The sequence below is a fragment of the Micromonospora sp. WMMA1363 genome (assembly GCF_030345795.1).
GTDB lineage: Bacteria > Actinomycetota > Actinomycetes > Mycobacteriales > Micromonosporaceae > Micromonospora.
Map to the genome: position 1 here is coordinate 2412532 of NZ_JAUALB010000001.1, position 24238 is coordinate 2436769.

At 74.0% G+C, this 24238-nt stretch carries 16 protein-coding genes and 2 pseudogenes; 13 read left to right on the forward strand and 5 right to left on the reverse strand.

Translation table 11 applies throughout. From position 1 onward, the window contains the following. The first annotated feature begins 198 nt into the window (after positions 1-198). Complete coding sequence (gene murA / locus QTQ03_RS10965) at positions 199-1554, forward strand: UDP-N-acetylglucosamine 1-carboxyvinyltransferase (RefSeq protein WP_289277913.1); 1356 nt, start codon at positions 199-201, stop codon at positions 1552-1554. Between the two features lie 84 nt (positions 1555-1638). Continuing rightward, positions 1639-2232, forward strand: coding sequence for a DUF3043 domain-containing protein (locus QTQ03_RS10970; protein ID WP_289280768.1), 594 nt, complete (start codon positions 1639-1641; stop codon positions 2230-2232). A gap of 498 nt (positions 2233-2730) precedes the next feature. Here the strand turns inward: QTQ03_RS10970 and QTQ03_RS30655 are convergent, their stop codons facing one another. After that, positions 2731-4251, reverse strand: coding sequence for a hypothetical protein (locus tag QTQ03_RS30655; RefSeq protein WP_502889739.1), 1521 nt, complete (start codon positions 4249-4251; stop codon positions 2731-2733). A 327-nt stretch (positions 4252-4578) separates the two neighbouring features. On the opposite strand from QTQ03_RS30655, the gene QTQ03_RS30660 reads away from it, so the two are divergent. Together QTQ03_RS30660 and QTQ03_RS10985 are read left to right on the forward strand one after the other, a co-directional pair. Continuing rightward, on the forward strand, positions 4579-6951 hold the full coding sequence (locus QTQ03_RS30660) for a WG repeat-containing protein (protein WP_502889740.1): 2373 nt from the start codon (positions 4579-4581) through the stop codon (positions 6949-6951). A gap of 111 nt (positions 6952-7062) precedes the next feature. Further along, positions 7063-8061, forward strand: coding sequence for an aldo/keto reductase family protein (locus QTQ03_RS10985; RefSeq protein WP_289277916.1), 999 nt, complete (start codon positions 7063-7065; stop codon positions 8059-8061). Between the two features lie 83 nt (positions 8062-8144). On the opposite strand, the gene QTQ03_RS10990 is transcribed toward QTQ03_RS10985, so the two are convergent. Continuing rightward, positions 8145-8942: a site-2 protease family protein gene (locus QTQ03_RS10990; protein ID WP_289277917.1), complete on the reverse strand. Its 798-nt coding sequence runs from the start codon at positions 8940-8942 to the stop codon at positions 8145-8147. Continuing rightward, positions 8942-9142: a hypothetical protein gene (locus QTQ03_RS10995; protein WP_289277918.1), complete on the reverse strand. Its 201-nt coding sequence runs from the start codon at positions 9140-9142 to the stop codon at positions 8942-8944. Before QTQ03_RS10995 ends, QTQ03_RS10990 begins: the two co-directional genes overlap by 1 nt. A gap of 260 nt (positions 9143-9402) precedes the next feature. On the opposite strand from QTQ03_RS10995, the gene QTQ03_RS11000 reads away from it, so the two are divergent. The 3 genes and pseudogenes from QTQ03_RS11000 (at position 9403) to QTQ03_RS11010 (ending at position 13501) form a co-directional block, all read left to right on the forward strand. Beyond that, positions 9403-11376, forward strand: a complete 1974-nt coding sequence (locus QTQ03_RS11000; protein WP_289277919.1) for a bifunctional adenosylcobinamide kinase/adenosylcobinamide-phosphate guanylyltransferase — start codon at positions 9403-9405, stop codon at positions 11374-11376. After that, positions 11366-12138, forward strand: a pseudogene (locus QTQ03_RS11005) (adenosylcobinamide-GDP ribazoletransferase). The gene QTQ03_RS11000 and the pseudogene QTQ03_RS11005 overlap by 11 nt, the downstream one beginning before the upstream one ends. A gap of 67 nt (positions 12139-12205) precedes the next feature. Then, the gene (locus QTQ03_RS11010) at positions 12206-13501 is read left to right on the forward strand and encodes a DUF2314 domain-containing protein (protein WP_289277920.1); all 1296 of its coding nucleotides are present in this window, start codon (positions 12206-12208) and stop codon (positions 13499-13501) included. 154 nt (positions 13502-13655) lie between these two features. Here QTQ03_RS11010 and gcvT read toward each other — a convergent pair. Beyond that, positions 13656-14785, reverse strand: a pseudogene (gene gcvT / locus QTQ03_RS11015) (glycine cleavage system aminomethyltransferase GcvT). Between the two features lie 161 nt (positions 14786-14946). On the opposite strand from gcvT, the gene QTQ03_RS11020 reads away from it, so the two are divergent. Continuing rightward, the gene (locus tag QTQ03_RS11020) at positions 14947-16518 is read left to right on the forward strand and encodes a leucyl aminopeptidase (RefSeq protein WP_289277921.1); all 1572 of its coding nucleotides are present in this window, start codon (positions 14947-14949) and stop codon (positions 16516-16518) included. A 164-nt stretch (positions 16519-16682) separates the two neighbouring features. On the opposite strand, the gene QTQ03_RS11025 is transcribed toward QTQ03_RS11020, so the two are convergent. Further along, positions 16683-17012, reverse strand: a complete 330-nt coding sequence (locus QTQ03_RS11025) for a hypothetical protein (protein ID WP_289277922.1) — start codon at positions 17010-17012, stop codon at positions 16683-16685. Positions 17013-17189: 177 nt separating this feature from the next. Here QTQ03_RS11025 and lpdA point away from each other — a divergent pair, with 177 nt between their 5' ends. The 5 genes from lpdA to QTQ03_RS11050 all read left to right on the forward strand — a co-directional run bounded on the left by lpdA (position 17190) and on the right by QTQ03_RS11050 (position 23976). After that, complete coding sequence (gene lpdA / locus QTQ03_RS11030; protein WP_289277923.1) at positions 17190-18581, forward strand: dihydrolipoyl dehydrogenase; 1392 nt, start codon at positions 17190-17192, stop codon at positions 18579-18581. 73 nt (positions 18582-18654) lie between these two features. After that, positions 18655-20439, forward strand: coding sequence for a 2-oxoglutarate dehydrogenase, E2 component, dihydrolipoamide succinyltransferase (sucB, locus tag QTQ03_RS11035; protein ID WP_289277924.1), 1785 nt, complete (start codon positions 18655-18657; stop codon positions 20437-20439). Between the two features lie 103 nt (positions 20440-20542). Beyond that, a complete protein-coding gene (locus QTQ03_RS11040) occupies positions 20543-21043 on the forward strand; it encodes a TetR/AcrR family transcriptional regulator (protein WP_289277925.1) in 501 nt (166 codons plus the stop codon). Positions 21044-21151: 108 nt separating this feature from the next. Continuing rightward, positions 21152-22051: a TIGR01777 family oxidoreductase gene (locus tag QTQ03_RS11045; protein WP_289277926.1), complete on the forward strand. Its 900-nt coding sequence runs from the start codon at positions 21152-21154 to the stop codon at positions 22049-22051. Between the two features lie 104 nt (positions 22052-22155). Beyond that, the gene (locus QTQ03_RS11050) at positions 22156-23976 is read left to right on the forward strand and encodes a DUF6311 domain-containing protein (protein WP_289277927.1); all 1821 of its coding nucleotides are present in this window, start codon (positions 22156-22158) and stop codon (positions 23974-23976) included. Positions 23977-24238 lie beyond the last annotated feature (262 nt).

Sequence of the window (24238 nt, forward strand, 5' to 3'; positions counted from 1 at the left end):
CTCCCTTGGTACGGAAAAGTGCCAGATCACCGATAGATTCCCCTGCGGGTGATGTGACCGATCCAATCTCGTCACAGAGGGCTATGCTGCCGGGGCAACGACGCACGGGGACACCCGTTGCGGCCGCCGCCGCAGCGGGTCGCGGGGCATCCGCCCCATCAACGACACACGGCACCACCCGACGCGCTGGAGGTTGCGTTGACCGACGACGTCCTGGTCGTACACGGAGGCACTCCGCTGGAAGGGCGGATCCGCGTGCGCGGCGCGAAGAACCTGGTCTCCAAGGCGATGGTCGCCGCCCTGCTCGGCGACAGCCCGAGCCGGCTGTACGACGTGCCGAAGATCCGGGACGTCGAGGTGGTCCGCGGGCTGCTCGGCCTGCACGGGGTCAAGGTCACCGACGGCGACGAGGACGGCGGGTTGGTCTTCGACCCCGCCAACGTGGAGAGCGCCAGCACCGACCAGATCAACGTGCACGCCGGCTCCAGTCGGATCCCGATCCTGCTCTGCGGGCCACTGCTGCACCGGCTGGGGCACGCGTTCATCCCGGACCTGGGTGGCTGCCACATCGGCCCCCGCCCGATCGACTTCCACCTGCAGGCGCTGCGGGAGTTCGGCGCCACCGTCGACAAGCGGCCGGAGGGTCTGCACCTGTCGGCGCCGAACGGTCTGCACGGCACCAAGTTCGCCCTGCCGTACCCGAGCGTCGGTGCCACCGAGCAGGTGCTTCTCACCGCCGTGCTCGCCGAAGGGGTCACCGAGCTGCGCAACGCGGCGGTCGAGCCGGAGATCATCGACCTGATCTGCGTGCTGCAGAAGATGGGCGCGATCATCAAGGTGCACACCGACCGGGTGATCGAGATCCAGGGCGTGCCGAAGCTGCACGGGTATTCGCACCGGCCCATCCCCGACCGGATCGAGGCGGCGAGCTGGGCGGCGGCCGCCCTGGCGACCCGCGGCCACGTCGAGGTGCTCGGCGCCCAGCAGGCCGACATGATGACCTTCCTCAACATCTTCCGCTCGGTCGGCGGCGAGTACGAGGTCACCGACGTGCGGCCGCCACGGCTGGGCGACCCCGGGCAGGAGGGCGGCATCCGGTTCTGGCACCCGGGCGGCGAGCTGAAGTCGGTCGCGCTGGAGACCGACGTGCACCCCGGCTTCATGACCGACTGGCAGCAGCCACTCGTGGTGGCGCTGACCCAGGCGCGGGGCCTGTCGATCGTCCACGAGACGGTGTACGAGCAGCGGCTCGGCTACACCGAGGCACTCAACTCGATGGGTGCCAACATCCAGGTCTACCGGGACTGCCTCGGCGGCACCCCCTGTCGCTTCGGCCGGCGCAACTTCAAGCACTCGGCGGTCATCGCCGGGCCCAGCAAACTACACGCCGCCGACCTGGTCATCCCCGACCTGCGGGCCGGGTTCAGCCACCTGATCGCCGCGCTCGCCGCCGAGGGCACCTCCCGGGTGTACGGCGTCGACCTGATCGATCGCGGCTACGAGGACTTCGAGGCCAAGCTCGCCGACCTCGGCGCGCACGTCGAGCGCCCGTAACGAGCGCCGGTAAGCAGCCTCACCCGCGCCCGGGGCACCCACGATGTGCACCGGGCGCCATGATGTGGCTACCCTTGCCGCGTGCTGTCGCTGTTTCGCCGTAAGTCCACCGACCTCGTCGAGGAGTCCGCCAACCCGGCGGCGCCCGAGGAGGAGATCGCCGCCCGCTCCCGGAGCTACACGCCCGGCAAGGGACGCGAGACGCCGAAACGCCCCGGCGGCGGCCGGCGGCCCCCGGCGGCGACCAAGCCGCTGACCAAGGAGGAGCAGCGGGAGCGGCGGCGCCAGCTGCGCGCCGATGCGGCGACGGAGTTCCGGCGCGAGGGCGGCCCCCGCGACCGGGGGCCGGAGCGGCTGCTCGCCCGCAACGTGGTCGACTCCCGGCGTACGGTCGGGACATGGTTCTTCGGCGGCGCGCTGGTCGTGCTGATCGGCTCGAACCAGGCGATGCCCCCGGTGATCCAGCTGGCATCCAACATCGTCTGGGCCGCGCTCGCGTTCGGCGTGATCGTCGACTCGATCCTGATCTCGCGGAAGATCAGGAAGCTGGTCCGGGAACGCTTCCCGGACACCGGTCAGCGGATGGGGTCGCTCTACCTTTACGCGATCATGCGCTCGATCACCTTCCGCCGGATGCGGGCTCCCCAGCCGCGCGTCAACATCGGCGACCCGGTCTGACCCTCGACGGGCGGTCCCTCGCCGCGCCCGGGCGGGACCGCCCGTCGTGGCCTCCCTGGTCGGCCGGACCGCCGACGGTTCCCGCTCCGACGCGCCGGCGTCGAACACCGCCGCGGTCCCGGTGACGGCGGGCTCCCAGGCCTGACGCCGCCCGGCTCGCGTCCCGGAGCAGGGCGTCCAGAGATTCCTGACGCCTCGGGCGTGTGCGGCCAGGGACGTCGCGTTGACCAGGAAGCGGCACCCGACACAGAGCGCCACGGCGGCGAGCACGGACACCGCGGGGCGCGGCACGGTGGTCCACCGCGGGGCCAGCCGCACGTCGAGGCGGAGCACGCTGGTGACCAGCGCAGCGACCAAAGCCTGTCGGTCGGTGGCGTAACGTCGGCAGCCCGATCCGGTTATAGCCTTAAATGTCCGGAACCATGGGATAACGTTTGGGGCCCGGGGCGGTGCCACAGTGGCGGTGACCGAGCCCACGCCGCTACCCTCCTTCCGCAGCTACGCCCTACCGGAACGGGGTACATTGCCTGCCGGCGGGGCACCGAGCGTGACAATGTGCAACGAGGTGACAATCGCCGTGAGCGAGCGGACGCGAGCCGGCCACCGGGGCGCGGCCGTGAGCGAGCGGACGCGAGCCGGCCACCGGGGCGCGGCCGTGAGCGAGCGGACGCGAGCCGGCCGGTCCGGCATGCCCGTCCGGGCGGGGCAGCTCCCCGCCGTCGCGCGCACCGGCGACGGGTCGTACGGATGAGTCGCGGCTACGTCGACCGGTGGCACGACCCCGCCGAGCCGTCCTGGGTGGTCGAGCCGACCACCGAGTGGCACCCCCAGTTCCCCGGCCAGCGCTACCCCGGTGACATCGGCATCGGGCACTCCCCGCCACCCGCTCCGCGTGGCCGGGCCGCCGCGGTCGGGCGAGCGGAGGTGCCGCCGCTCGCACCCACGCGTCCCGACGGGACGTACCTCGGCCGCTCCTGGGACGACGAACCGGATGGCCGGCGCGGTTACCACGACGACCGGCGCTCCGCCGGCGAGGTGTACCGTCGCCCGCCCGGCGACCCGATCCGGGCGGACGATCAGCCGTGGGGCCACCGGCCGGAACCGCGCAACGGCCGGTCCGGCGGTGAGCCCGGGCGGAGCGACGGCCCCCGACCCGACCGCTCGGGCCGGGGCCGCTACGAGGCCCCTGGCCGCCACGACGACCGGCGCCCCCGGCACGAGCCGGGCCGACCCGTCTCCCCCGCCGGCCAGGTGGAACCCGGCTGGCTGGCGGAACCCGAGGAGGATCATTCCAGGAGGCACGCGCACCCCGACGCCGGACGCTGGGCCGGCCCACAGCCGCGCCGGCCGCGCTACCCGCGGCGGCGTTCGGGGACCGAGGACGAGAGCCAGCCCGCCGCGGAGTTCCCGGACCGCCGCGACGGCGAGCTGCGCGAGCGGGGCGTGGACGATCTCCGTGACCGCGACGTCGATGCTGCCCGCGACCGTGGGGGGGACCGTTCCTGGGACCGTGCCTCGGGGCCACGCCGATCGGCCCGCCGACGGCGGGCCGCCGTTGCCGACGGGCCGTGGGGCCACCCCGACGACGGGCCGCGGTACCACCACGCCGATCGCCGGCCGCACCCCGACCGGGCACCCGGAGGGCAGCCGCTCCGGGACGGAGGTCGCCCGGAGCCGGACGATTCGCGAGGCGGACGCGAGGCGACGGCGCACGCGGGAACTTATCCGCAGCGCCGCCCCGCAGAGCCGGGCCGCCCAACCGGTCGCCGGGATCCGGACCTCCACCGCGCAGGCGAGCCCGGCCGGGACGGTCCGGCGGACCGGCACCGTGCCGAGCGGCGACCCGACCGCGGGCTGCCCTGGCCGCCGACCGGCCCGCTCCGCCCCGGCCTCGACCGCGACGCCCCCGGGCACGGCGAACCCCGCCCGGAGCACCAGCCGCACCCCGCGCCCGTGGACCGGCCGCGCCACGAGGGTCGGCCAGCCCGGTTCGACGAGGTACGGCCCGCCAACGGACACCGCCCCGCCGGCGCACCGGCGTCCTTCCCGCCGTACCCAGCGCCTGAGCGGTCGGTGTCCGACCCGCCCGACCGCTCCGTGTTCCCCGGTCCCGGCGCACCCGCCCCACCGCCCCCGACTCACCCCGTTCCGGAGGTTCCCGGTCGGCCCATGTCCCCCGGCGCGCAGGTCCCGCCGTCGGCGCGGCCGGTGCCGCCGGCGCCGGTAGCGGCACGCCACGACCGCCGGGCCGACCGTCCCGTCTCGCCGGCGGCTGACCCCGGCGGGCGCGACCAGCGGCTGTCGGACCTTCCGTTCCCGCCCACCAACGGGCCGGAACGACCGCCGGTGTCCCCCACACCGCGCCACGATCTCACGACGCCCGCCGCGCCGGTGTCGCCGGCGCGTCCCGGTTCCCCCGAGGACACGCCGGCAGCCGACCGGCTCACCACGCCCGACACCGCCCCGCGCACGGAACCGGCGATCGCGCCCTGGAACCCACGCCGGTACGTCCCACCACCGCCCGCGGACCAGCCCAGCGTCACGCCACCCACGCAGACATCGACCCAGGTCGACCCGGGCGCCTGGTTCGGGGCGACGGCACGGCCCGCCGACCCGGCTCCGACCCCGCCTGCCGGGGCCACCGCATCCGAGCCGGATCCCGGGCCGGGCACAGTGGAGCCGCCGCCTCCCGGCACCGGCCCGGCCGAGCCGTCCACACCGGCTGACAGCGACCGTGCCGCCGACGAGCCGCCACCGGTCCGACCCGGCGCACCGGATCCGGCGCCGGCGGCCGAACGCCTGCCCGCCCCGACGTTCGCCGTCGAGCCCGCACCCGCTCCGCAGCTGGCGGACCCGGTCCCCGCGCCGACAACTCCACCGCACCGGGCCGCGAGCGAGGCACCGACGGCCTCCCCGCCGGCGGCGCCGACGGCCACCCGCCCAGTAGGCGCCCCGACCGCCGAACCGGAGCCGCCCCCGATCCGGCCGGTCTCCGCGCCGCCTGACCGGGATGACGTCCGGCCGGGCACACCGGTCTCGGCGCCACCGGCCGCACCCGTCCCGACACCGGTCTCCCCAGCCGAGTCCGCTGCGGCGGCACCCACGGACCCGGCACCGGCCGCCCCGACGGTTCGACCGGTCTCCGCGCCCCCGGAGCAGTCGGGGCCGACGGCCACCGAGGCCCACGCGCCGGTCACGCCGGTCTCCGCGCCCCCGGAGCAGTCGGGCACCCGCTCGGCGACGCCGACCACGCCCCCGATCACGACGACCGACGACGTGACCGCTCCGGGCACCGAGCCGACACCGCCCCCTGCCACGGGCGACGTCGAGGTGACACGACCCGGACAGGAACCGGCTGCCGACGGAGCCGACGGCCTTCCCGATCCGGCGACCACCGCCGGCCCCGACGTACCGCGCGGGGAGCAGGGCGATCCCGAACAGGTCCTCGCGAGCTACCGCTGGGAGCTGGACCCGGTGACGCTGCGGGAGAGCGTCGCCGATCCCGCGCGGTTCCGCACGATCCGGCACCGTCTCACCGAGAAGCTCGGCAAAGCCGTCGACAACAAGTCGCGGGCCCGCCTGCTCAGCCTTCGGGCGGTGGTCTCGCGGATCGTCGGCGACCTGGACGACGCGCTCGCCGACGGTCGCCTCGCGCTGACCTACGCGGAGGCGACCGCAGAGTTGCGGCGGACCGCCCTGGCCCAGGCCCGGCTGGCGCACGTGCTGCGCTGGCGGGGTGAGTACGCCGAGGCCGACCGGCTCTTCGCCGAGGCGAACTCACCGGAGCTGCCCGACCGGCTGCGGGCGGCGCTGCACGAGCACGCCGGCCGGTGCTGCTTCGACCAGGGCCGGCTGATGGAGGCGTGCGTCGAGTTCGAGCGTGCGCTGAACCTGCGCGGGGCCGCCGACCCCGATCTGCTGACCCGAGTCCGGACGAGCCTGGACGCGGTCGCCGAACGGGCCGCGGCGGCCGGCTTCGGGCCGTACCCGCGCAGCCGGACGGAGCTGCTGGAGCCAGACCGCCCGCCGGTGCCCGCGCGCGACGGCGAACGCTGGGGTTTCGCCGACCCCGGCGGCGACCTGGTGATCGCGGCGGAGTACGCGCAGGCGCAACCTTTCCATGAGGGCGTGGCCTGGGTACGCCGACCGACGACGGACCGGTGGTCCCTTATCGACCTCGCCGGCGCCACCGTGCTGGAACCGTCCTGGCCGGCCGTCCGCCCGTTCTCCGACGGGCTGGCGTGGGTGTCGCACGGCGAGCCCGGCGGCTGGCAGGCGGTCGACCAGAACGGCGGGGTGGCCGTGTCACCTGGCTTCGCCGAGACACGCCCGTTCCGGCGCGGTGTCGCCGCGGTTCGCCGTGAGGGCTGGGGCGCGGTCGACCGCACCGGACGGCTGGTGGTGCCGACTCGCTACCACGGGTTCGCCACCACGCTGGCCAACGGCCGGCACATCGACGGCTTCACCGACGAGGGACTGGCCGTCATGGACGTGGCGGGCCGGTACGGCGTGGTGGACCGGACCGGGCGGATGGTCGTACCACCGGTCCATCCAGCGCTGGCCATCCACCCCGTCGCGTTCTTGGTCGCCGTGAGCACCGGTCGCTGGGGCGCGCTGGACCGGCGGGGCGAACCGCTGATCGACCCGGTGCACCGCGACCGCGACGACGTACTCGCCGAGATCGACCGACTGCTCACCGACACCATGCCCGTACTCTGACCGGGACCGCGGCCCGGCGGTCGCCCGGGCGGCCGTCTCCGTTCCCGGTCCGCCCCGGCCGGGAAGCCACCGCGCCCCGACCGGACGGGGAGCGCGGGCTAGGGTCGGGGAATGGAATTCCGACACCTGGGCCGCTCCGGCCTGATGGTCAGCGAGATCGCGTACGGCAACTGGATCACCCACGGGTCGCAGGTCGAGGAGGAGGCGGCGTTCGCCTGCGTCCAGGCGGCCCTGGACGCCGGCATCACCACCTTCGACACCGCCGACGTGTACGCCGGCACCCGCGCCGAGGACGTCCTCGGCCGAGCGTTGCGGAACGTGCGGCGCGAGGGTATCGAGCTGTTCACCAAGGTGTACTGGGCGACCGGACCGGGTCGTAACGACCGTAGCCTGTCCCGCAAGCACATCATGGAGGCGATCAACGGCTCGCTGCGCCGGCTGCGCACCGACTACGTCGACCTCTACCAGGCCCACCGATACGACTACAGCACGCCGCTGGAGGAGACGATGGAGGCGTTCGCCGACGTCGTCCACTCCGGCAAGGCGCTCTACATCGGCGTCTCGGAGTGGAAGGCGTCGCAGCTACGCGAGGCGCACAAGCTCGCCCGCGAGCTACGGATCCCGCTGATCTCCAACCAGCCGCAGTACTCGATGCTCTGGCGGGTCATCGAGAGCGAGGTGGTGCCGACCAGCGAGGAACTGGGCATCGGGCAGATCGTCTGGTCCCCGATGGCGCAGGGCGTGCTGTCCGGCAAGTACCAGCCGGGCCAGCCGCCGCCGGCCGGGTCCCGCGCCACGGACGAGAAGTCCGGCGCGGGCTTCATCGCGAAGTGGCTGACCGACGACGTGCTGACCCGGGTGCAGCGGCTCAGGCCCCTCGCCGATCAGGCCGGGCTCAGCATGGCCCAGCTCGCCCTGGCGTGGGTGTTGCAGAACCCGAACGTCTCCTCGGCGATCATCGGCGCGTCCCGCCCCGAGCAGGTGCACGACAACGTCAGGGCGGCCGGCGTGAAGCTCGACGCCGCCCTGCTCAAGGAGATCGACAAGATCGTCGAGCCGGTCACCGAGCGCGACCCGGCCCGTACGGAGTCCCCGACGCAGCGTCCGTGACCGTCCCGTGGTGGCCGGCGCGGGACGCGCCGGCCACCACAGCCGGGCACCGTACGCAGCGCGCCGGGCCGGGCGGGCCGACGTCAGCCCCGCCAGAAGCGGATCAGGTCCAGCCCGAGGGCGTACAGCCCCGGCGGCAGGCCGAGCACGTCGCCGGTGGCGAAGACCACGCCGAAGAACCAACCGCCGATGGCCGGATTCCACAGCAGAGCGAAGAGCAGGAGGAAGCCGTACGGCGCGAAGAGGTCGTACATCCGCCGGTACGGGGGGCTCAGCCACGGCTGGATCATGTTGCCGCCGTCCAGGCCGGGCACCGGGAGCAGGTTGAGCAGGCTCGCGGTGAGCTGGAGAAAGGCGAGCAGCGCCACGGCGGCCCAGAACTCGACCGGTCCCCCGCCGGGTACACCGAGGCGGAGCGCGGCCACCAACACCAGCGTGAACACCACGTTGGTGGCCGGCCCGGCGAGACTGACCAGGGTGTGCCGCAGCCGCCCGGGAATGGCGTGCCGGTCCACCCAGACCGCGCCGCCGGGCAAACCGATGCCGCCGAGCAGCACCACCAGTACCGGCAGCGCGACGGACAGCAGCGGGTGGCTGTACTTCAACGGGTTGAGCGTCAGGTAACCCTGGTGGGCGACACCGCGGTCGCCGGCCCGGAACGCGACGAGGGCGTGCGCGTACTCGTGCAGGCAGAGCGAGACCAACCAGCCCGAGACGACGAAGAGGAACACGTCGAACCGGACGTTGCCGAACCCGCGCCAGGTCAGCACCCCACTGGTGACGAAGAGCCCCACCAGCCCGAGGAAGACCGGGCTGGGCTGAAACGCCGCCCGGGGCACGCCGAGCAGCAGCGGCTCACCTCCCGAGCGGTCGCCGGCCATCACTGCGCCGGGGGCAGCAGGCTCATCCGGTACTCCACGCGGTCGTCCTCGTTGAGCACGACCGAGGCAACGCCGGACGCCGCGAGATCCCGCCAGGTCTGGCCGATCCAGGATTCGGCGTCCGCCTGGCTGCCGAACGACTCCCCCGGCCCCGGCGCCGGCTCGCCGTTCGCGCCCTCGTACCGCCAGCTCCACGCCATGTGCGCGTCTCCCCTCGCCGCTGATCTCCCGCCAGCGTAGTCGGCCCACCGGAGAACGACCGCGCCTCGGGTGTGCGCTTGATCGATCCGCTGCCACCGGCGGTACCGTGATCCGGTGTTGACCTGAGGTGTGCTCAGCGACCCGGTACCGGTCGACCGAGCGGGTGGCGGCCGGCGGCATGGGCATGGTCTGGGTCAGCCGCCAGGCGCAGACGCGGGCCGGGGGGCGCCGGGACGCCGGGGCGCCTTAAGGTACGGGCATGTCCGTTGACGGGTGGAACACGGTCCTGGTGCTCGGCGGTATCCGGTCCGGCAAATCCGAGTTCGCCGAGTCCCTGGTAGCCGACACGCCCACGGTCCGTTACCTGGCCACCGCCGCCGACAACACCGACGACGAGGAGTGGGCGGCCCGGTTGACCGCGCACCGGGACCGCCGCCCGGAGACCTGGACCACCGAGGAGACGGCGACCGACCCACGCCGGCTGGCGGAGGCGATCGCCGCCGCGCAACCGTACGAGACGCTGCTCGTCGACGACCTGGGTGGCTGGGTGACGGTTCTGCTCGACCCGGCCCACCAGCCGGCCGACGACACCGCCACCATCGCGGAGTTGGCTGCGGCGGTGCGTTCCTGCGCGGCCCGGCTGGTGCTGGTCAGTCCCGAGGTCGGGCTCACCCTGGTACCGACCACCGCCCTCGGCCGGGCCTTCACCGACGCGCTCGGGGCGGCGAACCGCGCGGTCGCCGACGCCTGCGACGCGGTCGTCCTGGTGGTCGCCGGCCAACCGGCCTGGCTCAAGCCCGCCGCGCCGCCGGCCGTCGTCGCGACGACGGGGGTCGCCGCGGATGGCCTCCCCGGTGCCGACGGAGCAGCCGGAGCCCCGGTCGGGGTGACCGACGTGCCGCCGGCCCCCGCGCCGCGGATGGCCTCCCCGGTGCCGACGGAGCAGCCGGAGCCGCTGCCCGCGGTGCTGACGCCGGCCGTCTCGCCCCCGGCGACCGTCCCACCCCCGTCGGACGACCCGGCGGGCGACGGCGGCACCCCGTGGTCGACGCCGACGATGGCGCTACCGATGGTCACCACCGGCCTGGTGATCCAGCCCGGCATGGAACTGCCCATGCCCGACGAGCACGCGGGCCCGCAGGCCGTGGACCGGCTCGCCATCCTGGACGTTCCCGGCGCCGGGTTCGGCGCACTCGACCGGGTGGTCGCGTTCGCCGCCGCCACCCAGGGCACCCCGACGCCCGCGCCCTGGGATTCGGTGCGCGTGCTGCTGGTGTACGGCGACCATGCGGGCGGTGCCGCCGCCGGCACGACACCTGGCGAATCCGCCCACCGTGCCCGCCAGGCCCGCGCCGGCCAAGGTCCGCTGGCCCGGCTCGCCGCCGAGGCCGGTGCCAGCCTCCAGGTGATCGACGCGCCGCCGGCCGGCCCGATCGAGGCCGAGCCGGCGCTGCCCCTGGACCAGGTGGAGTCGGCGCTGCGACAGGGCTGGCGGCTCGCCGAGCAGGCTGCCGACGCCGGCGTCCGGCTGCTGGTGCTGGGCGCGTGCGGCGCCGGCTCCGAGACGGCCGCCGCGGCGGTGCTGGCCGCCACGGCCGGCGCCGAGCCGCCCACCGTGCTCGGCCGGGTCGTCACCGACTCGGGTGAGTACGACGACCCCGCCTGGATGGTCCGCTGCGCGGCCGTCCGGGACGCGCTGCACCGCAGCCGCCGCTCGCCGCGCGGGGCAACGGACATCCTGGCCGAGCTCGGCGGCGGCGACATCGCCGTGGCGACGGGCGTGCTGCTCGGCGCGACCGCGCGGCGGCTGCCGGTCCTGCTGGACGGGCCGGTCGGCGTGGCCGCCGGCCTGGTCAGCCGGGACCTGGCCGGGCAGGCCCGGCACTGGTGTCTGCTGGCCGACCACGGCGGGCACCCGGCGGTGCGGCTGGCCGCCGACGTGCTCGGCCTGACCCCGCTGCTCGACCTCCGGCTGGACCTCGGGGAGGGCGCGAACGCGCTGGTGGCGTTGCCGCTGCTGCGTTCGGTGCTGGGGCTGGCCGGCGCGTTGCCGGCACGCCCGTCGCGGGGCGGCGCGGCGGAGGCCGCCGAGCCGGAGACGGGCGAACCGGAGACGGGCGAACCGGAGACGGGCGAGCCGGACTTCCGCGAGCCGGAGCCGGCCGGTCCGGGGCCGACCACCACCGAGCCGGAGTCCGCGTCCCTGGACCCGTCCGGCTGGCGTGCCGGCTGAGTCACGGCTCGCCGCCGGGACCCGGCTGGCGGTGACCACGTTCACCACGCTGCCGGTACGCCCCGGCCGGATCGACCGGGCGGTGGCGGCCACCGCGATGGCGCTCGCCCCGGCCGTCGGGGCGTTGCTCGGGGCCGTTCTCGCCGGGGTGTTGCTGCTCGCGGGCGCGCTCGCGCCGCCGCTGGTGGCGGCAGGGGTGACGGTCGCCGCGGGCGCGCTACTCACCCGGGGCTGCACCTCGACGGGCTGGCCGACACCGTGGACGCGCTCGGGTCGTACCGGCGGGGGTCCGCCGCGCTGGAGGTCATGAGGAAGCCGGACGTCGGCCCGTTCGGGGTGGTCGCGCTGGTGGTCGTGCTCCTGGTGCAGGCGGCGGTGCTCGCGGAGCTGGTCGGACGGTCGGCGCCGGCCGTGCTCGCGGCGGTGGTGACCGCGACCGCCGCGGGTCGGCTCGGGGTCGCGGTGGCCTGCCGGCGTGGGGTGCCGGCGGCCCGACCGGAGGGCTTGGGCGCGCTGGTCGCCGGAAGCGTCGGGCCGCTCGCGCTGGCCGCCGGGGCGGCCGTCGTCGCGCTGGTGGCGGTCGCCGCCGTGCCGGGCCGCCCGTGGCAGGGGCCGCTCGCCGTGGCCGCCGCCCTCGCCGTCGTGGTGGGGCTGCTGCGGCACCTGGTACGCCGCCTCGGCGGCGTCACCGGTGACGTGCTCGGCGCGACCGTGGAGGTGGTCACCACACTGGTCTACCTCGGACTCATCTTGTCCGGCTGAGTTCCGCCCGACCCGGCGGGTAGCGTTCGGATCGACAGCACCGACGCGGCCACCCCCGGGGGACGACATGCTCATCACGGACGACTTCCTGCCCGTACCGGTCCCGGAGTCGCTGAGCGCGACCTACCTGGTGCCGATGGCCGGGCTGCCGGCCGTGGGCACGAAGACCGCGGTGCGGCGGCTCACCGGAAGGCTGGCCGCGCCGGTGCACGCGCTGGCCGGGCAGATGCTGGACAGCCCGCTGATGAGCGTGGACACCCGGCCGATCGGCGAGTTCCCCGAGCTGCCCCCCGACCTGCTGACCGCGTTCGGCGCGACCCAGGCGCAGCTGGCCCGGCTCGCGGCGGCGACCCACCTGGTGGTGGTGCAGGCCGAGTACCGGCCGGGGTGGCCGCCGGCGCACGAGTGGGCGGCGCGGGCGGTGGCCGCCGCGGTGGCCGACACTGTCGGCGGGGACGTGGTCGACGTCTTCGGCCTCCAGTTCCTGGATCCAGCTACCGCGCTGCGCTCGCTGCCGGACCAGCAGGGGCGGATCCGGTTGGTCGACTGGGTGCTGGTGCCCTATTCCTCGGACGCCGACGGGCTGTGGTTCACCACGAAGGGGCTGCGCCGCTTCGGCCTGCTGGAACTCCAGACGCAGGCGGTTCCCGACCAGCTGACCCGGGCGTGGGGCGCGGTGATGACCGGTACGGCGAGACGGCTGCTGCGCACCTGGACCGACGGCCTGGCCGGCGAGGAGGTGCCCGCGTTCGTCCAGCTGCCGGTGCTGGCCACGGTCACCGGCCACGACATCGCGGTGGCGTACGGCAACCCGGAACAGCACGGGGCGACGGCACCGGTGCTGCTGCGGCTGGAGCTGGACCCGGCGACCGACCCGGAGGCCGACTCGTTCCTCAGCCTGCGCCCGCCGGCCGGGCACCCGGGGTCCGCCGGCCGCTACTTCGCCGCCGCCTGCGCCACCCTCTTCAACGGCATCCAACCGGACGTGCGGTACGCCCGCCCCGGCGACGCGATGAGCCGGGCGGTCGCCACCGCCCGTTCCTCGCTGGGTGACATCCGGACCCGGTTCCTCGCCGGACAGCTCCCGCCGGAGACGCAGCTCGTGGTCAAGTACGGGCTGCCCGGCGACGACGGTCCGGAGTACGTGTGGGCGGGGGTGACCTCCTGGGACGCCGCCGAGCGGATCGAGGGGGCGAGCGCCAGCGACGCGAACACCGATCCCACCGTTCGGATCGGCTCCCGGGTGGTGGTGGAGGCGACCGACGTGGTCGACTGGGCGGTTCTCGACGGAACCGGCGTCATCGAGGGCGGCTGGACCCAGGCCGTCCTGGACGCCGGCGAACGCCCCGCCCCACCCCGCTGACGGACACCTCGCGGCTGGCCGCCAACCTCCCGTCGGTCGTCTCCCATCGGTCGTCTCGCGTCGGATCGACTCACCGTCGGTGTGCGGCGCGGTCCCGACGCGGCCGGCTGGACCGATCTCCGGACCGCTCGACAGGGTCCATGATCGACGTTGGTCAGCGGACCGACGGCCGGACGAAGGGGGGCGGGTCAGGCGCATGGGGGTGCGGCGACCGCGGATGTCGACCTCCACCTCGGCGCCGTCGGCGAGGGCTGGCGCGGTGTCGATCAGGGCCAGGGCGATGCCCTGTTTGCGGGTCGGGCTGAAGGTGCCGCTGGTGATGGTGCCGACCAGGGCGTCGCCGGAGTACACCGCCATGCCGGGGCGCGGGATCGCGCGCTCGACCGCCGCCAGCCCGCGCAGCGTACGCCGAGGACCGGCGGCCTTCTCCGCGAGCAGCGCGTCCCGACCCCAGAAGGCAGGCTTGTCCCAGCCGACGGCCCAGCCCGAGCGGGCCTGCACCGGGGTGATGTCCAGCGACAGGTCCTGCCCGTGCAGTGGGTAACCCATCTCGGTGCGCAGCGTGTCCCGCGCGGCCAGGCCGCAGGCGCGCAACTCGTACGCCTCCCCCGCGGCGAAGAGCGCGTCCCACACGGCGACCGCGGACGCGGTCGGCACGACCAGTTCGTAGCCCAGCTCACCGGTGTATCCGGTGCGGCACACGGTCAACTCGGCACCGGCCACCGAGCCGCCCGAGAAGCTCATGTACCCGTGCTCCGTGGGCAGGCCCAGCGCGCCGAGCAGTTCCGGCGAGCGCGGGCCCTGCACCGCGAGGACCGCGTACGCCTCGTGCTCGTCGGTGACCGTGACCGACGACGGCGCCGCGGCGCGCAGCCGGCGCACCACCTCCGCGGTGTTCGCGGCGTTCGGGACCAGGAAGACGTGGTCGTCGCCGTGCAGGTAGGCGATGATGTCGTCGACCACACCGCCGGCGGCGTCGTCGCAGCAGAGCGTGTACTGCGCCCGGCCCGGTCCGATCCGGCCCAGGTCGTTGCTGAGACAGGCGTTGACGAAGTCCGCCGCGCCCGGCCCCGTCACCCGGGCCTTGCCCAGGTGGGACACGTCGAAGACACCGGCCGCGGTGCGGACCGCCGCGTGCTCCTTGAGCACCCCACCTCCGGCGTACTCCAGCGGCATCTCCCACCCGCCGAACGGGGCGAACTTGGCGCCGGCGGCGGTGTGCCGGTCGTGCAGCGGGGAACGTCGCAGCCGGGACTCGGCGGGGCTGGCGGTCACGTCGGTCATGGGTGGCAACTTACCGGGGACTGAACGGCTCGTTAGCATCGGCGGGACCCGCCGGAGCCGTCGGCGGGACAGCCCCGGTCTGCGGCGGGTACGGTCCGCCGGAGACCTTCACCGCCGGTACGCGACGACGCGGCCGGCCCGGCCCGCCCGGAGTAGCTTCAGTGACATCGCCCAGCACCACCCTCAGCCTGGTCGACACCGACCCCGCCGAACTCGCCGTCGACGCGATCGTCATCGGCGTGCACAGCCAGACCGGCGAGCCGGGGGCCACCGGTGGCCCCACTGGCACCCTGCTGCTGGCCACTGGCGCGGAGAGCATTGCCGCGGCTTTCGACGGAAAGCTGACCGAGACGCTGGCGCTGCTCGGCGCGACCGGCGGCCCTGGCGAGGTGATCAAACTCGCCACGCTCGGCACGGTCACCGCCCCCGTGGTCGCCGTGGTGGGCCTCGGGCCGGAGCCGACCGGCGCCGCCCCCGCCCCGGAGACGCTGCGCCGGGCGGCCGGCGCGGCCGTCCGGGCCCTGGCCGGCGCGGCCCGGGTCGCGCTGGCCCTGCCGTTGCCCGACGACGCCGACGCGCCGACCGCGCTGCGCGCGGTCGCCGAGGGTGCCCTGCTCGGCGGCTACCGGTTCGCCGGCTACAAGACCCGCCCGCAGCCCGCTCGCCGAGAGCCGGTGGCGGAGGTGCTGGTGGCGGTGCCGGACGCGGCCGACGCGGTCGCCACGGCCGAGGTGACCCGGGCGCAGGCGGTGGCCGACGCGGTGCGCCGCAGCCGGGACTGGGTGAACACCGCCCCGAACGATTTGCGTCCGCCGGCCTTCGCCGAGGCGGTGGGCGCCGCCGCGCGGGAGGCCGGCCTGACGGTCGAGGTGCTCGACGAGGCCGCGCTACGCGAGGGCGGATACGGCGGCATCATCGCCGTCGGGCAGGGCTCGGAGGCCCCGCCGCGGCTGGTGCGGATCAGTTACACCCCAGCCGGCGGTGGCACCGGCAAGCGGGTCGCGCTGGTCGGCAAGGGCATCACCTTCGACACCGGCGGCATCTCGATCAAGCCGGCGCAGGGCATGTGGGAGATGAAGTCCGACATGGCCGGCGCGGCCGCGGTGGGCGCCACGATGCTGGCGGTCGCCGCGCTCAAGCCGGCGGTGCCGGTGACCGCGTACCTGCCGATGGCGGAGAACATGCCCTCGGGCACGTCATACCGGCCGGGTGACGTGATCACCATGTTCGACGGCAAGCGGGTGGAGGTGCTCAACACCGACGCCGAGGGCCGGATGGTCCTCGCCGACGCGATCGCCCGCGCCTGCGCCGACGGCTGCGACTACCTGTTCGAGACCTCCACCCTGACCGGCGGCCAGGTGGTGGCGCTGGGCAAGAGGGTGTCCGGCGTGATGGGCACCGACGAGTTGTGCGAGCGGGTCCGGGTGGCCGGCGACGCGGTCGGCGAGCCGGCCTGGCCGATGCCGTTGCCGGAGGACGTACGCAAGGGCATGGACTCCGACGTCGCGGACATCTCCCAGGTCAACGCCGGCATGGACCGGGCCGGTCACATGCTCCAGGGCGGGGTGTTCCTGCGCGAGTTCGTCAGCGGGGACGTCGCCTGGGCGCACATCGACATCGCCGGCCCCAGCTACCACTCCGGCGAGCCGACCGGCTACTGGACCAAGGGTGGCACCGGCGTCCCCGTCCGCACCCTGCTCCACCTGATCGACGACGTCGCCAGCAACGGCTGACGCCAGGCCCCACCCGCACCCAAGGTCCGCCCTCAGCTGCGCCCCAAGATCAGCGCAGATGCGCGGAAGGAGTGGCCGTCCCACGCCGGGGTGGCCGCTCCTTTCCTTTCCGTGACAGTGGCCTTCGACACGAGCGGGTGGGTGGGTGGGTGGGTGGGGCACCGTCAAAACAGTTCGGGGCGGCGTTTGCGGCGTTCGTTGTAGTCGCGCATCCGCTGCGGGTAGCCCATCAGGCGGACGTCGTACACCGGGATACCCAGCCGGTACGCGAAGCGGCGGGCGCCGTCGGGGCCGTCGATCCGGCGGCGGGTCCACTCCCCGTCGTCGGCGATCAGCATGACCGTGGTCTCGGTGACGGTCGTCCGGGGTTCGATGAACGCCTCGACCCCCTTCCGGGTGCGGACAAAGTTCTCAAGATGCTCCAGATCGGCACGGTCGGCGGCGCGATCGAGGCTGACCGCGCGTACCTTCTTACGTCGTCGGAACAGTCCCACCAGCAGTCTCCCCCACCCGCGTCATCGAAGCCGGTGCCAAGCGTACGTGCCACCGACGTGTCGTTGGGCACCTCGTTACGCGGGCGGAGCCCGGTGGTGACAAGATGACCGAGGTGGGGTGTGTCCGCATTACCCCGCCGTGACCCCCGATGCAGTGACGCGACCTGGGAGTTGGACGTGAGCGAGCCGAACGACGCAACCTTCGACATCGTCATCCTCGGAGGTGGTAGCGGCGGCTACGCGGCGGCGCTGCGTGCCGCCCAGCTGGGTTTGACCGTCGCACTGGTCGAGAAAAGCAAGCTCGGCGGCACCTGCCTGCACAACGGCTGCATCCCGACCAAGGCGCTGCTGCACGCGGCCGAGATCGCCGACCAGACCCGCGAGTCGGAGCAGTTCGGCGTCAAGGCCGAGCTGGTCGGCATCGACATGCCGGCGGTCAACTCGTACAAGGACGGCGTGATCGCCCGCCTGTACAAGGGCCTGCAGGGGATGCTGAAGAGCAACAAGGCGATCACCGTCGTCGAGGGCCACGGCAGGCTGGTCGCCCCGAACACCGTCGAGGTGAACGGCAAACGCTACACCGGCCGCAACATCGTCCTGGCCTCCGGCTCGTACGCCAAGAGCCTGCCCGGCCTGGAGATCGACGGCGAGCGGGTCATCACCAGCGACCACGCGCTGGTCCTGGACCGCGTCCCGGCATCGGCGATCGTGCTGGGCGGCGGCGTGATCGGCGTCGAGTTCGCGAGCGTGTGGAAGTCCTTCGGGGTGGACGTCACGATCATCGAGGCGCTGCCCCGGCTGGTCGCCGCCGAGGACGAGGAGTCGTCGAAGGCGCTGGAGCGGGCCTTCCGCAAGCGGAAGATCAACTTTAGGGTCGGCAAACCGTTCGAGAAGGTCGAGAAGACCGACAACGGCGTCAAGGTCACCATCGCCGGCGGTGCGACCGTCGAGGCCGAGCTACTGCTGGTCGCCGTCGGCCGCGGCCCCAACACCGCCGACCTCGGATACGAGGAACAGGGCGTGCGGATGGACCGCGGCTACGTACTGACCGACGAGCGGCTGCGCACCAGCGTGCCCAACGTCTACGCGGTCGGCGACATCGTGCCCGGCCTGCAGCTCGCCCACCGCGGCTTCCAGCAGGGCATCTTCGTCGCCGAGGAGATCGCCGGACAGAACCCGGCCGTGATCGACGAGGCCGGCATCCCCCGGGTCACCTACTCGGACCCGGAGTTGGCGTCGGTCGGCCTGACCGAGGCGAAGGCCAAGGAGCGGTACGGCGCCGACAAGGTCAAGAGCTACAACTACAACCTGGGCGGCAACGGCAAGAGCCAGATCCTCAAGACCGCCGGCTTCGTCAAGCTGGTGCGCGTCGAGGACGGACCGGTCGTCGGCGTACACATGGTCGGCGCCCGGGTCGGTGAGCTGGTCGGCGAGGCCCAGCTCATCTACAACTGGGAGGCCTACCCGGCCGAGGTGGCGCAGCTCGTGCACGCCCACCCGACGCAGACCGAGGCCCTGGGCGAGGCGCACCTGGCCCTCGCCGGCAAGCCGCTACACGCGCACGCCTGAGACGAAAGCCAACACCGCGGCGTCCGGCGGCAGACGGGCGAGATCGCACCAGGGGAATAAGGAGTCGTAAGAGATGCCGGTATCGGTCACCATGCCCCGGCTCGGCGAGAGCGTCACCGAGGGCACCGTCACGCGCTGGCTCAAGCAGGAGGGCGACACCGTCGAGGCCGACGAGCCGCTGCTCGAGGTGTCGACCGACAAGGTCGACACCGAGATCCCGTCCCCGGCGGCCGGCGTGCTGACCCGAATCGTGGTCGGCGAGGACGAGACCGCCGAGGTCGGCAGCGAACTGGCGGTGATCGACGGCGCGGGTGGCGCGGCGGGCGGCGAGGCCGCCCCACAGCAGCAGGCCGCGCCGGTGCCCGAGCCGACGGCCGGCCCGGAGCCCGAGCGGGAGACGCCGGCCCAGGAGCAGCCGGCGGCCCCGGCAGCGTCGGGCGGGGGCACCCCGGTGACGATGCCCGCCCTCGGCGAGAGCGTCACGGAGGGCACGGTCACCCGCTGGCTCAAGCAGGTCGGCGAGAGCGTCGAGGTGGACGAGCCGCTACTGGAGGTCTCCACCGACAAGGTGGACACCGAGATCCCGTCGCCGGTAGCCGGCACCGTCCTGGAGATCTCCGTCGCCGAGGACGAGACGGCCGAGGTCGGCGCGACCCTGGCGGTCGTCGGCGCGGCTGGTGCCGCCCCGGCCGAGGCGAGGCCGCAGCCCGAGCCGCCGGCGGAGGCCAAGCCGGAGCCGGCCCCGACGGCCGAGCCGGAGCCCAGGGTCGAGGAGCCGACGCCAGGCACGTCGTACAACGAGCCGGCCGCCGAGGCCGAGGTCGCGCAGCAGCCGGCCAAGGCCGAGGCGGCGGCGCAGCCGACCGCCCCCGCGCAGGCACCGCAGCGCCCGACCGCCCCGGTGCAGGGCAGCGGCGGGGAGGCCGCCGGCTACGTGACCCCGCTGGTCCGTAAGCTGGCCGCCGAGCACGGCGTGGACCTCTCCTCACTCAACGGCACGGGTGTCGGCGGGCGGATCCGCAAGCAGGACGTGCTGGAGGCGGCGGAGAAGGCCAAGGCGGCCAAGGCCGCGCCGGCCCCCGCCGCGCAGCCGGCCCCCGCGGCCAAACCGACCGCGAGGCCGCAGCCGAGCGGTAAGCGGGGCAGCACGGAGAAGCTGACCCGGATCCGCGCGGCCATCGCCAACCGGATGCAGGAGTCGCTGCACGAGATGGCGCAGCTCACCACGGTGATCGAGGTGGACGTCACCAAGATCGCCAAGCTGCGGGCGCAGGCGAAGGACTCCTTCCAGCAGCGGCATGGGGTGAAGCTGTCCTTCCTGCCGTTCTTCGCCCTCGCCGCCGTCGAGGCGCTGCAGACGTATCCGATCGTCAACGCCCGGATGGACCTGGCGGCAGGGACGATCACCTATCCCGAAGCCGAGCACCTCGGCATCGCGGTGGACACCGAGCGCGGGCTCCTGGTGCCGGTCATCCACAACGCCGGCGACCTCAACCTCGGCGGCATCGCCAAGCGGGTCGCCGACCTCGCCGAGCGCACCCGGACCAACAAGATCAGCCCGGACGAGATCGCCGGTGCGACGTTCACGCTGACCAACACCGGCAGCCGGGGTGCCCTCTTCGACACCCCGATCGTCCCGTCGCCGCAGTCGGCGATGCTCGGCACGGGTGCCGTGGTCAAGCGTCCGGTCGTGGTCAACGACCCGGAGCTGGGCGAGGTCGTAGCCGTCCGGTCGATGGTCTACCTGGCTCTGTCATACGACCACCGGCTGATCGACGGCGCCGACGCGGCGCGTTTCCTGGTCGCGGTCAAGGAGCGGCTGGAGGCCGGCAGCTTCGAGGCCGAGCTGGGCCTGTAGCGCGAACGGCAAGCCCGGTGATGGGGCGCGCGGCGACCGCCGCGCGCCCCATCACCGTCAGTAAGGACTGCGGCCCCTCGGCGTCCGCCTCCGCTGGATGTCAGTGGTGATCTCGAAGGGCCGACCGGTGCGGGCGGACGCCATCGCCAGGGACGCGGGCGTCGGCATCGGCACCCTCTACCGGCACTTCCCCACCCGGGAGGCGCTGGTGGAGGCGACCTACCGCAACGAGTTGGCCAAGCTCTGCGACGCCGCCGAGGAACTGCTGGAGCGGCTACCGCCGGCCGAGGCGACCCGCGCCTGGATGGACCGGTTCATCGAGTATCTGTCCGCCAAGCGGGGCATGGCCGACGCGCTGCGGATGGTGATCGCCGCTGGCGCCAATCCGTACGCGCAGACCCGCGACCGCCTGGTCACCGCCATGACCCGGCTGCTGGTCGCCGGCGCGGCGGCCGGGACGGTCCGCGCCGACGTCGACCCCGCCGACGTGCTGGCCGGGCTGAGCGGCGTCTCGCTCGTCGCCGGCGACCCCGAGCACCGCGACCAGGCCCACCGGCTGCTGGACCTGCTGATGGACGGACTACGGCACCGCTCCGCCGGCTGAGCCGTCCGAACCCGGCCCGCCCCACCAGCTTCTGTCCGGAACCCGCCCCAATCGGGGTGTGATCCGCTCAACGCATCCGGATCGTCATCCGTATCCGAAGATATGAGCATGCGGATCCTCATGGCCGGCGCGTCCGGCTTCCTCGGCACCCGGCTGGCCGGCCTGCTCACTGCCGACGGGCACGAGGTCACCCGGCTGGTCCGCCGACCACCACGGGGGCCCGACGAGCGGCGGTGGAACCCGCCCGCCGCGCAGCTCGACCCGGCGGTGGTGGCGGCGGCGGACGCGGTGGTCAACCTGGCCGGCGCCGGCGTCGGGGACCGGCGGTGGACCGACGAGTACCGGCGGATCATCCGGACCAGCCGGGTGGACACCACCACCACGCTGGCCATCACCATCGCCGGGCTGCCCGCCGCAGACCGACCGGAGGTGCTGGTCAACTCGTCGGCAGTCGGGTGGTACGGCAACACCGGCGACCGCGTGGTCGAGGAGGACGCGCCGGCCGGGGAGGGCTTCCTCGCCGACGTGTGCCGGGTGTGGGAGGCCGCCACCCGGCCGGCGGAGGACGCCGGCGTACGGGTGGTGCGGCTGCGCACCGGCCTGCCGCTGCACCGCGACGGTGGGCTGCTCAAGCCACAGTTGCTGCCGTTCAAGCTCGGCGTCGCGGGCCGGTTGGGCAGCGGCCGGCAGTGGCTGCCGTGGATCTCGATGACCGACTGGCTGACCGCCGCCGCATTCACGCTCGCCCGGGCCGATCTCGCCGGCCCGGTCAACGCGGTGGGGCCAGCGCCGGTGACCAACGCCGAGTTCACCCGGGAGTTGGCCCGGCAGCTACACCGACCGGCGGTCGTCCCGATCCCGGCCCTGGCCCTGAAAGTGGCGCTCGGCGGCTTCGCCCAGGAGGCCCTGACCAGTGCCCGGGTGCTGCCCGGTGTGCTCACGCAGGCCGGCTTCACCTGGCGCCACCCGGACCTCGCCAGCGCCCTGCACGCCGCGCTGAACGGGTAGCGCAGGGTCGCCAGTGAAGCCGGCTGGTCAGCGGAGGCACCCGGAAAGTGCCCTTCCTATGGGTCTGATCGGCCTGCCCAGTTCCGATTGGTAACGTCCGCTGCGTGCCGACCTCCCCGTCCGTGGCGCCCGCGCCCGTTCCGCCGTCCCGGGTCGTCCGCGACCGCCGGGCCGACCTGGTCGTGGCGCTCATCGCGCTCGCCCTGGCAGGGTGGGTGACCAGCGGCCTGTGGTGGGACCCGAACGGCCGCGCCATCCTGGTCAACTCCAGCGACCAGGCGCTGTTCGAGTGGCTGCTGGCCTTCGGCGGGCACACCCTCACCAACGGTCAGAACCCGCTCTTCACCGACCTGCTCAACGTCCCGGACGGGGTCAACCTCGCGGTCAACACGTCGATCACCGTGTACGCGGCCGTCTTCGCGCCACTGACCTACCTGATCGGACCACCGGCGACCTTCCTGGTGATCCTCACCCTCAACCTCGCCGCCACCGCGCTGGCCTGGCACCTCCTGCTCAACCGCCAGTTCCGCCGCAGCCCGCTCGCCGCCGGCCTGGGCGGCCTGTTCATCGCGTTCTCCCCGGGCATGGTGTCGCACGCCAACGCCCACCTGAACTGGACCGCCGGCTGGCTGGTGCCGCTACTGATCTGGCGGTTGTTCGCGCTGCGCCGGCCCGAGCACACGATCCGCAACGGAGTGGTCCTCGGTGTCGTGGTCGCGGTGGCGTTCTCCATCGCCGCCGAGGGCCTCTTCTTCACCGCGCTCGCCCTCGGCCTCTTCGTCATCGTCTGGGCGGTGCACCCGTCCAACCGGGCCGAGGCCCGAGCGGTGCTGCCAGGCTTCCTCGGCGGGCTGGGGGTGACGGCCGTGGTCGCCGGCGCGCTGCTGGCGTACCCGCTCTGGCTGCACTTCGCCGGACCGCAGCGCTTCGACGGCACCGGCTTCGACCCCGTGATCCACTCCGAGGACATCGCCGCGTACGCCGCTTACCCGAGCCGTTCGCTCGCCGGCGCGGCCGGGCTGCGCACCAGCCTGGCCCCGAACCCGACCGAGGAGAACTCGTTCTTCGGAATCCCGCTGCTGTTGCTCGCCGTCGCCGCGTTCGTCCTGCTGTGGCGCCGGGCCCGATACCCGCACCGGGCCACCGTCTGGGCGCTCGGCGTGGTGGCGGTGGTCTTCACGGCGCTCTCGTTCGGGCCGGTGGCCAAGGTTGACGGCCACCGTACCGACCTGCCCATGCCCTTCGACCTACTGGCGCACCTTCCGGTGGTGAACGCCGCGCTGCCGGCCCGGCTGGCGCTGGTGGTGGCGCCGGTGATCGGCATACTGCTCGCGTACCTGGTCGACGCCCTACGGTCCGACCCACCGCGGTCCCGGCCAGCCCGGGCGACGTGGGTGGTGGCGTTCGCCGTCGCCCTGGTGCCGCTGCTACCGACCCCGCTGCTGACGATCAAACGGGAGCCGATCCCCCGCTTCTTCACCTCCGGCACGTGGCGGGAGTACGTGTCGCCCGGCGGGGTACTCACACCCGTGCCACTGGCCCTCGACGTCTACCCGGACGGGCAACGCTGGCAGGCGTACGCCCTCTCCCACCGGCAGGGTGAGTTCGCCATCCCGTCCGGATTCTTCCTCGGACCCGGAGGACCGGACGGGCGGGGCCGAATCGGCCCACCGCCCCGGCCGCTGAGCGCCCTGATGGACCAGGCGGCCCGGTACGGGACGGTGCCGATCGTCACCGAGGGCACCATGAAGGACGTCCAGGCTGACCTGCGGCACTGGCGGATCGAGGCGGTGGTGCTCCCCGACCAGGTGCACGGCGCGAAGTGGGCGGTCGATGTGGAGGCGGTCCGCCGCACCGGCACCGCACTGTTCGGCGAGCCGGAGCGCGTCGAGGACGTCTGGGTCTGGCGGATCCGGCAGGGCTGAACTGACCGCGCCCCGCGCCGAGGCATTGGCCACCGGAAGCGGTATTCCTGACAGGCATCTTTATGTCTGTCAGGAATACCGCTCGACCGGAACAGGTGCCTGGTCGGGGGCTCGGTGTCGCGGCGGATGTCGGGGGCTCGGTGTCGGGGGCTCGGTGTCGGGGCGGATGTCGGGCGCTCGGTGTCGCGGCGGATGTCGGGCGCTCGGTGTCGGGGCGGATGTCGGGGGCTCCGTGTCGCAGCGGACGCGGGCCGACTCGGTC

Coding starts and splice junctions, on each gene's coding strand:
- QTQ03_RS10985 (WP_289277916.1), top strand. CDS start 7,063: ATGGAATTCCGACACCTGGGCCGCTCCGGCCTGATGGTCAGCGAGATC.
- QTQ03_RS10990 (WP_289277917.1), bottom strand. CDS start 8,942: ATGGCCGGCGACCGCTCGGGAGGTGAGCCGCTGCTGCTCGGCGTGCCC.
- QTQ03_RS10995 (WP_289277918.1), bottom strand. CDS start 9,142: ATGGCGTGGAGCTGGCGGTACGAGGGCGCGAACGGCGAGCCGGCGCCG.
- QTQ03_RS11000 (WP_289277919.1), top strand. CDS start 9,403: ATGTCCGTTGACGGGTGGAACACGGTCCTGGTGCTCGGCGGTATCCGG.
- QTQ03_RS11010 (WP_289277920.1), top strand. CDS start 12,206: ATGCTCATCACGGACGACTTCCTGCCCGTACCGGTCCCGGAGTCGCTG.
- sucB (WP_289277924.1), top strand. CDS start 18,655: ATGCCGGTATCGGTCACCATGCCCCGGCTCGGCGAGAGCGTCACCGAG.
- QTQ03_RS11045 (WP_289277926.1), top strand. CDS start 21,152: ATGCGGATCCTCATGGCCGGCGCGTCCGGCTTCCTCGGCACCCGGCTG.